Annotated in this window: 11 protein-coding genes; 8 read left to right on the top strand and 3 right to left on the bottom strand. The window is 66.9% G+C overall.

Annotation, left to right across the window (positions count from 1 at the left end; translation table 11 throughout):
* A complete protein-coding gene (gene ilvD, locus AC5Y5O_RS07285) occupies nt 1–1,713 on the bottom strand; it encodes a dihydroxy-acid dehydratase (RefSeq protein ID WP_096283859.1) in 1,713 nt (570 codons plus the stop codon).
* 99 nt (nt 1,714–1,812) lie between these two features.
* Between ilvD and ricR the strand changes: the two genes are divergently transcribed.
* The 3 genes from ricR (at nt 1,813) to AC5Y5O_RS07300 (ending at nt 4,616) form a co-directional block, all read left to right on the top strand.
* Nucleotides 1,813–2,103 carry a copper-sensing transcriptional repressor RicR gene (ricR, locus tag AC5Y5O_RS07290; protein ID WP_096283861.1) on the top strand — a complete coding sequence of 97 codons (291 nt, stop codon included), beginning with the start codon at nt 1,813–1,815 and terminating at the stop codon, nt 2,101–2,103.
* Nucleotides 2,104–2,243: 140 nt separating this feature from the next.
* Nucleotides 2,244–3,488, top strand: a complete 1,245-nt coding sequence (locus tag AC5Y5O_RS07295) for an MFS transporter (protein ID WP_096283863.1) — start codon at nt 2,244–2,246, stop codon at nt 3,486–3,488.
* A gap of 117 nt (nt 3,489–3,605) precedes the next feature.
* Nucleotides 3,606–4,616: a L,D-transpeptidase gene (locus AC5Y5O_RS07300; protein ID WP_096283865.1), complete on the top strand. Its 1,011-nt coding sequence runs from the start codon at nt 3,606–3,608 to the stop codon at nt 4,614–4,616.
* Here AC5Y5O_RS07300 and AC5Y5O_RS07305 read toward each other — a convergent pair.
* Nucleotides 4,613–5,653 carry a carbon-nitrogen hydrolase family protein gene (locus AC5Y5O_RS07305; protein WP_243393729.1) on the bottom strand — a complete coding sequence of 347 codons (1,041 nt, stop codon included), beginning with the start codon at nt 5,651–5,653 and terminating at the stop codon, nt 4,613–4,615. The genes AC5Y5O_RS07300 and AC5Y5O_RS07305 overlap by 4 nt on opposite strands.
* A gap of 463 nt (nt 5,654–6,116) precedes the next feature.
* Here AC5Y5O_RS07305 and AC5Y5O_RS07310 point away from each other — a divergent pair, with 463 nt between their 5' ends.
* From AC5Y5O_RS07310 to AC5Y5O_RS07330, 5 genes are all read left to right on the top strand, one after another.
* Nucleotides 6,117–6,431 (top strand): DUF485 domain-containing protein, encoded by a 315-nt coding sequence (locus AC5Y5O_RS07310; RefSeq protein WP_243393738.1) that lies wholly within the window; start codon nt 6,117–6,119, stop codon nt 6,429–6,431.
* Nucleotides 6,428–8,062 carry a monocarboxylic acid transporter gene (locus AC5Y5O_RS07315; protein ID WP_096283867.1) on the top strand — a complete coding sequence of 545 codons (1,635 nt, stop codon included), beginning with the start codon at nt 6,428–6,430 and terminating at the stop codon, nt 8,060–8,062. Before AC5Y5O_RS07310 ends, AC5Y5O_RS07315 begins: the two co-directional genes overlap by 4 nt.
* A 23-nt stretch (nt 8,063–8,085) precedes the next feature.
* Entirely contained in the window at nt 8,086–8,892 is an 807-nt protein-coding gene (locus AC5Y5O_RS07320; protein ID WP_096283869.1) for a TrmB family transcriptional regulator, read from the top strand.
* Between the two features lie 80 nt (nt 8,893–8,972).
* Entirely contained in the window at nt 8,973–9,548 is a 576-nt protein-coding gene (locus tag AC5Y5O_RS07325; RefSeq protein WP_096290807.1) for a TetR/AcrR family transcriptional regulator, read from the top strand.
* A gap of 19 nt (nt 9,549–9,567) precedes the next feature.
* Nucleotides 9,568–11,805 (top strand): molybdopterin-dependent oxidoreductase, encoded by a 2,238-nt coding sequence (locus AC5Y5O_RS07330; protein WP_500024399.1) that lies wholly within the window; start codon nt 9,568–9,570, stop codon nt 11,803–11,805.
* Here the strand turns inward: AC5Y5O_RS07330 and AC5Y5O_RS07335 are convergent.
* Complete coding sequence (locus AC5Y5O_RS07335; protein WP_500024401.1) at nt 11,802–13,796, bottom strand: M13 family metallopeptidase; 1,995 nt, start codon at nt 13,794–13,796, stop codon at nt 11,802–11,804. The genes AC5Y5O_RS07330 and AC5Y5O_RS07335 overlap by 4 nt on opposite strands.
* Between the last annotated feature and the right edge of the window lie 64 nt (nt 13,797–13,860).

A 13,860-nucleotide genomic window follows, 5' to 3' on the forward strand; every position in this document is an offset into this window, starting at 1 on the left:
TTAGCCGCAGACCGCGCCGATCGCGGCCGAGCTGACCAGCTTGACGTACTTGGCCAGCACGCCGGTCTTGTAACGCGGCGCAGGAGGGGTGAAACCACTTTGGCGAGAAGCGAATTCGGTCGCGTCGCCCAGCACGTCCAGGGTGCCGCCGGCCACGTCGAGCCGGATCCGGTCGCCGTCGCGCAGGAATGCGATCGGTCCGGCGTCCACTGCCTCCGGTGCGATGTGTCCCACGCACAGGCCGGTGGTTCCGCCGGAGAACCGGCCGTCGGTGAGCAGCAGCACGTCTTTACCCAGCCCGGCACCCTTGATCGCCCCGGTGATGGCCAGCATTTCGCGCATCCCGGGCCCGCCCTTGGGGCCCTCGTAGCGGATCACCACCGCGTCACCCTTGGTGATGGTGCCGTCTTCGAGCGCGTCCAGGGCGGCCCGCTCGCCATCGAAAACCCTTGCGGTGCCTTCGAACACGTCGGAGTCGAAACCGGCGGACTTGACCACCGCCCCCTCCGGGGCCAGGCTCCCACGCAGGATCGTGATCCCACCCGTCGGGTGGATCGGATCGCTCAGCGCGCGCAGCACCTTGCCGTCCGGATCGGGCGGCTCGATGGCGGCCAGGTTCTCGGCCAGGGTGTGGCCGGTCACCGTGAGGCAGTCGCCGTGCAGCAGCCCCGCGTCCAGCAGTGCCTTCATCATCACCGGGACGCCGCCGATGTGGTCGACGTGCGACATCACGTGCCGGCCGAACGGCTTGACGTCGGCCAGGTGCGGCACCTTGGACCCGATCCGGCTGAAGTCATCGAGCGTCAGCGCGACCTCGGCCTCGTGGGCGATCGCCAGCAGGTGCAGCACCGCGTTGGTCGAACCACCGAACGCCATCACCACCGCGATCGCGTTCTCGAAGGCTTCCTTGGTGAGGATGTCGCGGGCGGTGATGCCGCGGCGCAGCAGTTCGATGACGGCCTGTCCGCTGCGCCGGGCGAACCCGTCGCGGCGGCGGTCGGTGGCCGGGGGAGCGGCACTGCCGGGCAGTGACATGCCCAGTGCCTCGGCGGCGCTGGCCATCGTGTTCGCGGTGTACATCCCACCGCACGCGCCCTCGCCGGGACAGATCGCGCGCTCGATGGCGTCGACGTCCTCGCGCGACATCAACCCACGCGAGCAGGCGCCGACGGCCTCGAACGCATCGATGATCGTCACCTCGCGCTCGCTGCCGTCGGAGAGTTTGGCCACGCCCGGCAGGATCGAGCCCGCGTAGAGGAACACCGACGCCAGGTCCAGGCGCGCGGCGGCCATCAGCATGCCGGGCAGCGACTTGTCGCAGCCGGCCAGCAGCACCGAGCCGTCGAGTCGTTCGGCCTGCATCACGGTCTCGACGCTGTCGGCGATCACCTCGCGGGACACCAGGGAGAAGTGCATGCCTTCGTGGCCCATCGAGATGCCGTCGGAGACCGAGATGGTGCCGAATTCCAGCGGGTAGCCGCCGGCGGCGAACACCCCCTCCTTGACCGCCTTGGCCAGCCGGTCCAGCGAGAGGTTGCACGGCGTGATCTCGTTCCAGGACGAGGCGACACCGATCTGCGGCTTGGCGAAGTCTTCGTCGCCCATGCCTACGGCACGCAGCATGCCCCGGGCGGCGGTCTTCTCCAGACCGTCGGTGACGTCACGACTACGGGGCTTGATGTCGGCTGTTGCCGCCTCGGTGTGCAGGGCCATTGATCAAGTATGCGCGGCCAGGACAAGCCAATTTCACGGGCAATACCCCGCTGGGGTATAGGGTATCGTGGAGGTTTGACACGCCGCAGAGAGGCTGAGATGACGACTCCACACGGATACTCGCAGCAGAAGGACAATTACGCCAAGCGGCTGCGGCGCATCGAGGGCCAGGTGCGCGGCATCGCCAAGATGATCGAGGACGACAAGTACTGCATCGACGTGCTGACCCAGATCAGCGCCGTGAACAGCGCGATGCGGTCGGTGGCGCTGAACCTGCTGGACGAGCACCTCGGACACTGTGTGACCCGCGCCGTCGCCGAGGGCGGCAGCGACGCCGACGAGAAGCTCGCCGAGGCATCCGCGGCCATTGCGCGTCTCGTTCGTTCCTGATCGGTGACGTAGTTGAGACCGGTGTTGCGGTCCTAAGTTGGCCGAACCCGTTGTTGAGGTGCGTACGGTAAGGCAGTGTGATCGCATTAGGCACGACAACCCAGGAACTGGGGAGCCCGGCCGATACCGTATCCCACGCCATGACTGCCGAAACCGGAACAGCCGCCGCCACCGCGCGAACGTGGACGCCACGGATCGCCGTGCAGCTGGCGGTGCTGGCAGCGGCGGCCTTCATCTATGTCACGGCCGAGATCCTGCCGGTGGGCGCGCTGTCGGCGATCTCCCGCGACCTGCATGTCAGCGTCGTCTACGTCGGCACCCTGCTGACCTGGTATGCGCTGGTCGCGGCGCTGACGACGGTTCCGCTGGTGCGCTGGACCGCGCACTGGCCGCGCCGGCGCGCGCTGCTGCTCAGTCTGACCTGCCTGACCGCCTCGCAGGCCATCTCGGCGCTGGCACCCACCTTCGGGGTGCTGGCGGCCGGACGCGTGCTGTGCGCGTTCACGCACGGCCTGCTGTGGGCGGTGATCGCCCCGATCGCCACCCGGCTGGTGCCGGCCAGCCATGCCGGCCGCGCGACGACCTCCATCTATGTCGGGACCAGCCTGGCTCTGGTGGTCGGTAGCCCGCTCACGGCGGCGTTGAGCCTGATGTGGGGCTGGCGGCTGGCGGTGGTGTGTGTGCTGGTAGCGGCCGTCGTCGTGACGATCGCCGCCCGGGCGATGCTGCCGCAGATGGTGCTCACCGAGGACCAGCTGGCCTGCGTCGGCCCGCGGTCGCGTCACCACCGCAACCCGTGGTTGATCACGGTCAGCCTGCTCGCGATGGTCGCGGTGACCGGCCATTTCGTGTCCTACACCTACATCTCGGTGGTCATCCGCGACGTCGTCGGCGTGCGCGGACCGAACCAGGCCTGGCTGCTGGCCGCGTATGGCTTGGCGGGCCTGCTGTCGGTGCCCCTGGTGGCACGGCCGCTGGACCGGCGGCCCCGGGGCGCCATCATCCTGTGCATGGCCGGGTTGACCGTCGCGTTCGTGGTGCTGACCGCGCTGGCGTTCGGCGATCGCACCACCACCGTGGCGAGCGCGCTGATCGGGACCGCCGCGATCGTGCTGTGGGGCGCGATGGCCACCGCGGTGTCCCCGATGATGCAATCCGCCGCGATGCGCAACGGCGCCGACGACCCCGACGGCGCGTCCGGGCTGTACGTGACGGCGTTCCAGGTGGGCATCATGGCCGGCTCACTATCCGGTGGCCTGTTGTACGAGCACAGCGTGGCCACGATGCTCACCGCATCGGCGGGTTTGATGGGAATCGCGCTGGTCGGAATTGCCGTCAATCGACGGATGCTCGACGTTGCTCCGGCAAGCTCACGCGATTCCTAGCTAGGCAGTTCACCGGGCCTAAATGCGGCCGAAACGGTGCCGTGGACGGCCCGGATTAGGTAGCTGGTGGCGGCGCTATGCCACACTGGGGACCAGTAACTGACTGGAGGTACGCATATGTCGGGCTGGACGAGGGCAAGCCTCTTCGCGGCTCTGAACGCAGTCGGCGTCGCCGCCGTGCTGGTGCTCGGCGCCGGCCCCGCACTCGCCGACCCGGACCCGGTTCCCGCCGACCCGAACGTGGTCGCCGCGCCCCCCGCGCCGCCGCCGCCGTTCGAACTGCCGCCGTTGCCAGGATTGCCACCTCCGCCGCCCGGAGACGCGCCGCCACCGCCGCTGTGGGCGCCGCCCGGCGTCGTGGCGGCCGCGGCCGGTGCCGCCGACGGTCAGGACCCGACGCCGTTCACCGGCACCGCGCCGTTCGGGACGCCCACGTTCGTCCCGAAGACCGGATCGATGGTGGGTGTCGCGCAGCCGATCATCATCAACTTCCCGGGACGGGTCGACGACGCCGGCGCCGCCCAGGCCGCCGTGCACGTCTCGTCGATCCCCCCGGTCCCGGGCAAGTTCTACTGGATGACTCCGACCCAGCTGCGCTGGCGCCCGATCAACTTCTGGCCCGCCAACACCGCGGTCAACATCGACGCCGGCGGCACCAAGTCCAGCTTCCGGACCGGCGACCAGCTGATCGCCACGGCCGACGACGCGACGCACCAACTCACGGTGACCCGCAACGGCACGCTGGAGAAGACGATCCCGATGTCGATGGGCATGACGGCCGGTAACCACCAAACCCCCAACGGCACCTACTACGTGCAAGAGAAGATGCCCTCGGTGGTGATGGATTCCTCGACCTACGGGGTTCCCGTCAACTCGACCTACGGCTACAAGGTGACCGTCGAGCTGGCCGTCCGGTTCGACAACGTCGGCGACTTCGTGCACAGCGCGCCGTGGTCGGTGGACGATCAGGGCAAGCGCGACGTCAGCCACGGCTGCATCAACATCAGTCCCAGCAACGCCAGGTGGTTCTTCGACAACTTCGGTCCCGGGGATCCGATCATCGTGAAGAACTCCAGCGGTGGGTCGTACAAGAAGAACGACGGCTCCAGCGACTGGATCACCAACTAGCCGGCCGGGGCCGCGCCGAGATTGTTCGTGACGACGACGCGGGCCTCGGTGGCCGAGTCAGTCTGATTCGGTTGGCTTGCCTGGTGATTCGGGCGCAGGATCGCCGGGCGCGTCATGTCGACCGACAGGCTGAAGATGTCCGCACGGTTGTAGGTGCCGACGATGTCATGGGCTTGCTTGGCGACGACCTCCTTGCGCAGGTCGACCTCGGCGTGCAGGATTCCCTCCGCCTGGGTCATCGGACCGGCCACGATCCGGCCGTCGGGGCCGATCGCCATCGCGGCGGGAGGTGTTGCCGTCAAAGCCTTTTCGATGCGGGTGTCGCCGCCGGCGACCGCCCTCACGGCGGTGTCGTCCAGTGTCGTCGCCGCGACGACGACGAATACCTTGCCCTCGAACGCGTGGGCGGCGCTGCGCAGCCGGATGAACTCGCAGAGGTCGTAGTCGAAGTCCTCGGACCGGCCGTCGAACGGCCAGGCCGGCGGGTAGGTCGCGATATGCAGCCGTTCCCCCTGGGCGAGCAGGGTGAATCTCGCTAGCGTGTTGGTGTTTTCGCCACAAATGAGAGCGCCCAGGTACCACCCGTCGAGCTCGACCGGGCGCAGGTCGTGAGCGTCTCCGTGTGACCAGGTGAGGCGTTCGTACCAGGTGGCCACGAGCTTGCGACGGTGATTCACCAGCCGCCCGTTCGGGTCGAACACCAGGTTCGAATTCCAGAGTTGGCCCAGGCTGTCGGGATTGCGTTCGTTTACTCCGACCGACAATGTCACCTTGTTCGCGCGGGCGATGCGGCCGAGGCGCTCCGTCTCGGGACTGGGCACGACGATCGACTCGGCGACGAGGCGTTCGTGCCATCCGTGTTGATCGATCGGCGGCAGAACGGCATTCCAGATCGGGAATCCGGCGAGAAACGCCTCGCCGAACACGACCAACTGCGCTCCGTCGCGGGCGGCGGTTGCCACCAGGTCCTCGACTTTGTCGATGCTGGCTCGCAGGTCGAGGAAGACGGGCGCCGCGTTCACGGCGGCAACAGCCACTGTCGGGAGTCGAAGTGATGACATGTCGTGACCCTTCTCGAGATTGTTGTGATCGATCGACAATGTTTCCAGTCCGGCCCGGTGCGTGATGACCACTCTATCGATTAACTGTCAATCGCATTGCCTTGAGCAAGAATTCAACCTGATTGTCGACATTTCTCGACAACGATGGTCACTGGGAGCTTCTGTCGACCAGGTGATAGGCAAAGGCTTTCACCGATGAGTTGCCGACGGTGGTTAGCCACTTATAGTGATGCACAACACTATTCGATCCGCTCGATTTCCTAAGTCGACCCTTTTCGGCAGACCACTTGTGCTGAATTCGGAGGTTCACGTGTCACAGCCAACAGCGAGCAGCCAACAGCAACGTGGGCCCACCCCGCCTATCGCGCCGCTGCAGCAGTCCAATAACGGTCATTCAGAGGGTGATTCGACAGCAGGCCGCGGCGCGGCGCGAGCGGCCTTGGGGCTCGAGGACTTCGTGCGCATGCAAGCCACCGCGGAGTTTCAGGATCTGCGGCACCGGCTGCGCCGATTCGTCTTTCCGATGACGGGGTTCTTCCTCGCGTGGTACCTGGCCTACATGCTGCTCGCCACGTATGCGCATTCATTGATGGCGACCAGGGTGCTCGGCAACGTCAATCTCGGTGTGCTGCTTGGCTTCGGCCAGTTCGTCACGACTTTCGGAATCACCGTGGTCTACCTGCGCTTCGCCGGCCGGATCCTCGATCCGCGGGCCGCGAAGATCCGCCACGAACTCGAAGGAGCGAGCGCGTGACCTCGACCCTTGCGGCTGTTGGCAACGTCGGCAACCCACTGGTCAACATCGCGGTCTTCGGGGTGTTCGTCGCGGGTTCGATGGCCCTGGTGGTCTGGGCCGGTCGAACCACCAAGCGGCCCAGTGATTTCTACACCGGCGGCGGTGAGTTCTCCGGGGCGCAAAACGGATTCGCGATCGCCGGTGACTACCTGTCGGCCGCGTCGTTCCTCGGCGTGTCCGGCGCCATCGCGATCTACGGTTACGACGGATTCCTGTACTCGATCGGCTTTTTGGTGGCATGGCTGGTGGCGCTGCTCCTGGTCGCCGAGATGCTGCGAAACACCGGCCGCTTCACGATGGCCGACGTGTTGAGCTTCCGGCTGCGGCAGCGTCCGGTCCGGATGGCCGCCGCCGTGTCGACGCTTACGGTCTCGCTGTTCTACCTGCTCGCCCAGATGGCCGGCGCCGGTGGGCTCGTCGCGTTACTGCTCGAAGTGCGCAGCCGGGCCGGTCAGTCGACGGTGGTTGCGGTCGTCGGTGGGTTGATGATCGCCTATGTGCTGATCGGCGGCATGAAGGGCACCACGTACGTGCAGATGGTGAAGGCCATTCTGCTGGTGACCGGAGCCGCGATCATGTTCGCACTGATCGTGATCGCGGTACGCGGCGACTTCTCCCGGCTGCTCGCCAATGCCCAAGCGGTGGTTGCCCATTCGGCCAACGAGGCCGTCGCCGGTCGCGATATCCTCGGTCCGGGCGCCAAGTACGGCGCCACGCACATCACCCGGCTGGACTTCCTGTCGTTGGGCATTGCCCTGGTGCTGGGAACGGCCGGCCTGCCCCACGTGCTGATGCGCTTTTACACGGTTCCCACCAGCATCCAGGCCCGTCGCTCGGTCACCTGGGCGATCGGTTTGATCGGAGTCTTCTACCTGTTCTCGTTGGCCATCGGTTACGGCGCCGCCTGGCTGGTCGGACCTGACGTGATCCTCGCGACCGCCGGGAAAGAGAACTCCGCCGCGCCGTTGCTGGCATTCAAGCTGGGCGGAACGGTATTCCTCGGCGTGATCGCCGCCGTCGCATTCGCCACGATCCTGGCGGTGGTGGCCGGCCTGGCGATCACCGCAGCCACCTCGTTCGCCCACGACATCTACGCCGGCGTGATCAAACGGGGTGCGGCCTCCGAGGAACAGCAGGTTCGGGTGTCGCGGGCGATGGTCGTCGTAATAGGCATCCTGGCCATCGTTCTCGGAATCCTGGCGATGGGCCAGAATGTGGCGTTCCTCGTGGCGCTGGCGTTCGCCGTCGCCGCGTCGGCGAACCTGCCCACGCTGCTGTACTCGTTGTTCTGGAAGAACTTCAACACCCTGGGCGCCTTGTTCAGTATCTACGGCGGGCTGCTCAGTTGCCTGGTGCTGATCATCTTCTCGCCGGCGGTATCCGGAAATCGCTCGGCGATGTTCCCGCGCCACGACTTTGCATGGTTTCCGCTGGCGAACCCCGGCATCGTCAGCATTCCGCTGGCGTTCGCGCTGGGGATCATCGGCACTTACCTCGGGCGACGCCGGCCCGAGGATCCGGCCAAGCAGGCGGAAATGGAGGTTCGATCCCTGACCGGCGTCGGCGTGGAAAAGGCCCTTGTGCATTGACGGTCCATTGACGGAGAGACGCCATGTGGGCAGAGCTGGTTGAGGCGGGGCTGGAGCCGAAGGAGGCCCGCTTCTACCTGGCCGCCCTCAACACAGACTCGGCGACCGTTGCCCAGCTCGCCGAGGCGTCGAAGATCAGCCGCACCAACGCATACGACATCGCCAAACGCCTGGCCCGGCGCGGCCTGGTGTCGCTGATCGAGGGGGGCAGCCATCGCGAGGATCCGCACGCCAGCGGACGCCCCAGAACCATTGTGCGAGCGGCAGATCCGCAGCGCCTGCTGGACGAATGGGGGCAGCGGCGCCGGGTACTGGAATCGGTGGTGCCCCAACTGCGCGCCTTTCATGCCAAAGCCGGCACGACGCCGCGGGTGCGGTACCTGGACGGCGCCAGTGGAATCCGGACGGCGTTGTTCGAGACCCTGGACTGGCCTTCGCCGCTGCGCGCCGTGCTGTCGATGCGCGACCTGTTGAGCGTGCCCGGGGTCGAGGCGATGGAGGAGTACATCTCCGGCCGGCGGGAGCGGCAGTTGTGGCTGCATGTGCTGCGGTCACCCGAGAAGGACCTACCGGGCGGCTGGCCCACCAGTTACGACGACTACCGCCGCACCCGGTATGTGCCCACCGAGTACGTCTTCACGATGTCGATGATCCTCGGCGATGTGTCGGCGGCGATGATTTCGTCCAGGCGGGAGAACTTCGCCTTGGTGGTCGAGAGCCTCGAGTACGTCGAGATGCACCGCAACCTGTTCGAGGTGCTGTGGGCCGCTGGTAGTGAAGGGGCCGCAGATCCGCGCCCGCGCGATGCCCCGAGCAGTCGCAGCGGCTGATGCCGACCGATTTCACGCCGAGAGCTTTCGCCGGCCGGGGGCTTATGTATAGCATCATACATAAGCCGAAAGGGGTGGCGATGCGCAGTCCACGCGAGCGGATGGTGATCTCCGCCGCGCTGTTGATCCGGGAACGCGGCGCTCACGCCACCGCGATCTCGGACGTGCTCGAGCACAGTGGGGCGCCGCGCGGTTCGGCCTATCACTACTTCCCGGGTGGCCGCACCCAATTGCTCTGCGAGGCGGTCGACTACGCCGGCGAACACGTCGGCGCCGTCATTGATAAGGCCTACAGCAGCCTCGATTTGCTGGACACGCTGATCGACAAGTACCGCCGCCAGTTGCTCGACAGCGACTACCGCGCGGGCTGTCCGATCGTGGCGGTCTCCGTCGAATCCGGCGACCAGCAGGACCGCGAGCGGATGGCACCCGTCATCGAACGGGCGGCCGCGGTGTTCGACCGCTGGAACGGCCAGGTCGCGCAACGCCTGATCGCCGACGGCATACCGGCGGTGCAAGCCAGCGAACTTGCGGTGCTGACCATCTCGGCGCTCGAGGGCGCCATCGTGTTGGCCCGGGTGCGGCGCGACGTGGCGCCGCTGGATCTCATTCACCGTCAGCTGCGCAACTCGCTGCTGGCCGCCCTGCAGAAGTAGCTCGAAAGGAAGTCCCGCGATGGCCGCTGAGTGGCAGTCGACCGCATGCATCCTCTGCGAATGCAACTGCGGCATTGTCGTACAAGTCGAAGATCGCACGCTGTCGCGCATCCGCGGCGACAAGGCCCACCCCGCCTCGCAGGGCTACACCTGCAACAAGGCGTTGCGGCTGGACCACTACCAGAACAACCGCGCCCGCCTCACCTCCCCGATGCGCCGCCGCCCCGACGGCAGCTACGAGGAAATCGATTGGGACACTGCGATTGTCGAGATCGCCGAAGGTTTCAAACACATCCGTGACACCTACGGTGGCGACAAGATCTTCTACTACGGCGGCGGTGGGCAGGGCAACCACCTGGGCGGCGCATACAGCGGCGCCTTCCTCAAGGCTCTGGGGTCGAAGTACCGGTCAAACGCTTTGGCGCAAGAGAAGACCGGCGAAGCCTGGGTGGACGGGCACCTGTACGGCGGCCACACCCGCGGCGAGTTCAAGCACGCCGAAGTATCGGTGTTCGTCGGCAAGAACCCCTGGATGTCGCAGAGCTTCCCGCGCGCCCGGGTGGTGCTCAACGAGATCGCCAAGGATCCCAGACGTTCGCTGATCGTGATCGACCCCGTGGTGACCGACACCGCGAAGATGTCCGACTTCCACCTGCGGGTGCGACCGGGCACCGACGCCTGGTGTCTGGCCGCCCTGGCCGCCGTGCTGGTTCAGGAAAACCTGTGCAACGAAGCGTTTCTCGCCGAGCACGTGCACGGCGTTGAGGCCGTGCGGGCCGCGCTGCGCGACGTCCCGATCGCCGACTACGCCCAGCGCTGCGGCGTGGACGAAGAACTGCTGCGTGCCGCGGCGCGGCGCATCGGCAGCGCCGAGAGCGTCTCGGTGTTCGAAGACCTCGGGATTCAGCAGGCACCGAACAGCACCCTGAGCTCCTACCTGAACAAGCTGCTCTGGATCTTCACCGGCAACTTCGCGAAAAAGGGTGGCCAGCACTTACATTCGTCGGTGGCCGCATTGTTCAGCACGGTGTCGGGCCGGACGCCCGTCACCGGGGCGCCGGTCATTGCCGGTCTGATTCCCGCCAATGTGGTGCCCGAGGAGATCCGCACCGATCACCCGGACCGGTTCCGGGCGATGATCGTGGAGAGCGGTAATCCCGCGCACTCGTTGGCCGATTCGACCGCGTGCCGGGAGGCTTTTCAATCCCTGGAACTGATGGTAGTCGTCGACGTCGCGATGACCGAGACCGCCCGACTGGCGCACTACGTGTTGCCGGCGGCGTCCCAGTACGAGAAGACCGAGGCGACGTTCTTCAATTTCGAGTTCCCGCACAACGGCTTTCACCTGCGCCGGCCACTGCTCAAACCGCTGGAGGGAACACTGCCCGAGCCGGAGATCTGGGCTCGGCTGGTGCGGGCGCTCGGTGTCCTCGACGACGCGGAGCTACGGCCGCTGCGTGCGGCCGCCGAGCAGGGCCTGCAGGCGTATGCCGAAGCATTCCTGACCGCCGTCGCGGGCAATCCGACGATGGCGCGGCTGGTGCCCTATGTGCTCTACGAAACGCTCGGGCCGACGCTGCCCGAGGGCATGGCCGGGGCCGCCGCGGTGTGGGGACTGGCGCAGAAAACGGCGATGACTTATCCCGAGGCCGTGCGACGGGCCGGCCACGCCGACGGCAACGCGCTGTTCGAGGCCATCCTGAACAACCCCTCGGGGGTCGTCTTCACCGCGCACAACTACGAGGACGACTTCGCGTTGATCAGCCACTCCGATCACAAGATCGCGCTCGAAATCCCGGAAATGCTGGACGATTTGCGGGCCCTGGCCGCGGCGCCGCCGCAACTGACCACCGCGGAGCTGCCGATCGTGCTGTCGGTGGGGGAGCGGCGCGCGTACACCGCCAACGACATTATCCGCGACCCGTCCTGGCGTAAACGCGACGCCGACGGAGCGCTGCGGGTCAGCGTGGAGGATGCCCAGGACCTCGGCCTCGTCGACGGATGCCGGGCGCGTATCACCACCGCGGCCGGCAGCGCCGAGGCGACTGTCGAGATCACCGAGACGATGCTGCCCGGACATGCGGCCCTGCCCAACGGATTTGGGCTGGACTACATCGCCGATGACGGGCGAACAGTCGTCCCAGGTGTAGCCCCGAACGCGCTGACGTCGACCGGGTGGCGTGACTCCTACGCCGGAACGCCCTGGCACAAGCATGTGCCGGCCCGCATCGAGGCGTTGGTGGCGGCCGGGGGCTAGTTCCAGATCCGGACCCGGCGCTGCGGCGCCAGGAATAGCGCGTCGTCCTCGGCCACGTCGAAGGCCTGGTAGAAGGCGTCGAGATTGCGGACGACGCCGTTGCACCTGAACTCCGGCGGTGAGTGCGGATCCACGGCCAACCGCCGGATGGCTTCAGCCGCACGGGATTTGGTGCGCCACACCTGAGCCCAGCCGTAGAACACCCGCTGCACGCCGGTCAGCCCGTCGATCACCGGAGCCTGTCCGCCGTTGAGTGAGAGCTGGTAGGCCAGCAGCGCGATCGACAGCCCGCCCAGGTCGCCGATGTTCTCGCCGACGGTGAAGGCGCCTTGGACATGAGGCGGCCCTGGCTGGCCCTTCAAGTCGCGGGGGATGTATGCCTCGTACTGCTCGATCAGCGCCTTGGTGCGGGCGCCGAATTCGCTGCGGTCGTCGTCGGTCCACCAGTCGACGAGATTGCCGTCACCATCGTACTTGGCCCCCTGGTCATCGAAGCCGTGCCCGATCTCGTGTCCGATCACCGCGCCGATACCACCGTAGTTGGCGGCGTCGTCGGCTTGGGCGTCGAAGAACGGTGGCTGCAAAATGGCTGCGGGAAAGACGATTTCGTTCATTCCCGGGTTGTAATACGCGTTGACGGTCTGCGGCGTCATGAACCATTCGTCACGGTCCACCGGTCCACCCAGCTTGGCCAGCTCACGGTCGTGGTTGACCGCATACCCGCGCAGGCAGTTGCCGTAGAGGTCATCGCGGTCGATGACCAGCGCGGAGTAGTCGCGCCACTTCGCCGGGTAGCCGACCTTAGCGGTGAACTTGCGCAGCTTGGTCAGGGCACGCTCCCGGGTCTGCGGCGTCATCCAGTCCAGGTCGCTGATGCTGACCCGGTAGGCCTCCTGCAGATTGTCCACCAGCGCATCGATGCGCGCCTTGGCGTCGGGCGGGAAATGCCTTTGTACGTATAGCTTTCCGACCGAGTCGCCCATCAGGCTCTCGACCAGCGAAACCCCGCGTTTCCAGCGGTCCCGGATCTGCTCGGTCCCGGTCAGCAAGCGGCCGTAGAAGTCGAAGTCCGCGGCTACCACGGCGTCGGTCAGCCACGACGCACGCGCGCGGATCAATCGCCAACGCGCCCAGCGCTTCCAGTCTTCGAGGTCTTCGCTGTCCCACAGCGCAGCGAACGCGGTGAGGTAATCGGGTTGGCGGACAACGACTTCCGCGACGGCCTGCGGGGTGCTGCCCAGCGCGGTGACCCAGCCGGCCCAGTCGAAGCCCGCGCCTTCGGTCTGCAGCTGCGCGAAGGTCCGCAGGTTGTAGGTCAGATCGGCGTCGCGGCGTTTGACCACATCCCAGTGCGCGGCGGCAAGTTTGGTCTCCAGCGCCACGATGCGCGCGGCGGTGTCGGCGTGATCTGTCGCCTCCCCGCCGTACACCAGGGCGAACATCCGCGCGATGTGTCCGGGGTAGGCCGCCAGCACCTGCGCGTGCTGCTGGTCGCGGTAGTAGGACTCGTCGGGCAACCCGATGCCGGACTGGTTGACGTGTATCAGGTAGCGGGTGGAGTTCTTGGCATCGGTGTCGATGTAGACGCCGACGCCGCCACCGACCCCGGTGCGCTGCAGCGCACCGACGACCGCGGCCAGCGCCGCCGAATCGGCCGCGCGGTCGACGGCGGCCAGCTCGTCGTGCAGCGGTTGGGTGCCCCGGCGCTCGACGGCATCCTCGTCGAGGAAGCTGGCGTACAGGTCGCCGATGCGCTGCTCGTCGCTACCCGGTGCCGCACCGCGCTCGCTGGCCTCGATGATCAGGTCGCGGACCTGCTCCTCGGCCTGGTCGAACAGGGTGCGGAAGGCGCCGTCGGTGGCACGGTCCGGGGGAATCTCGTAGTCGGCCAGCCAGCGACCGTTCACGTAACCGAACAGGTCGTCCTGGGGACGGGCGTTTTCGTCGATGTGGCTCAGGTCCAGGCCCGAGCGGGTGGCCGCATACGTCACCCTGCCATCCTTACCATCTTTCGCGTGCCGGACGCCTGCTGCGCCGACCGCGACGGACGGCGGG

It is taken from the genome of Mycobacterium sp. NGS40 (assembly GCF_059812735.1).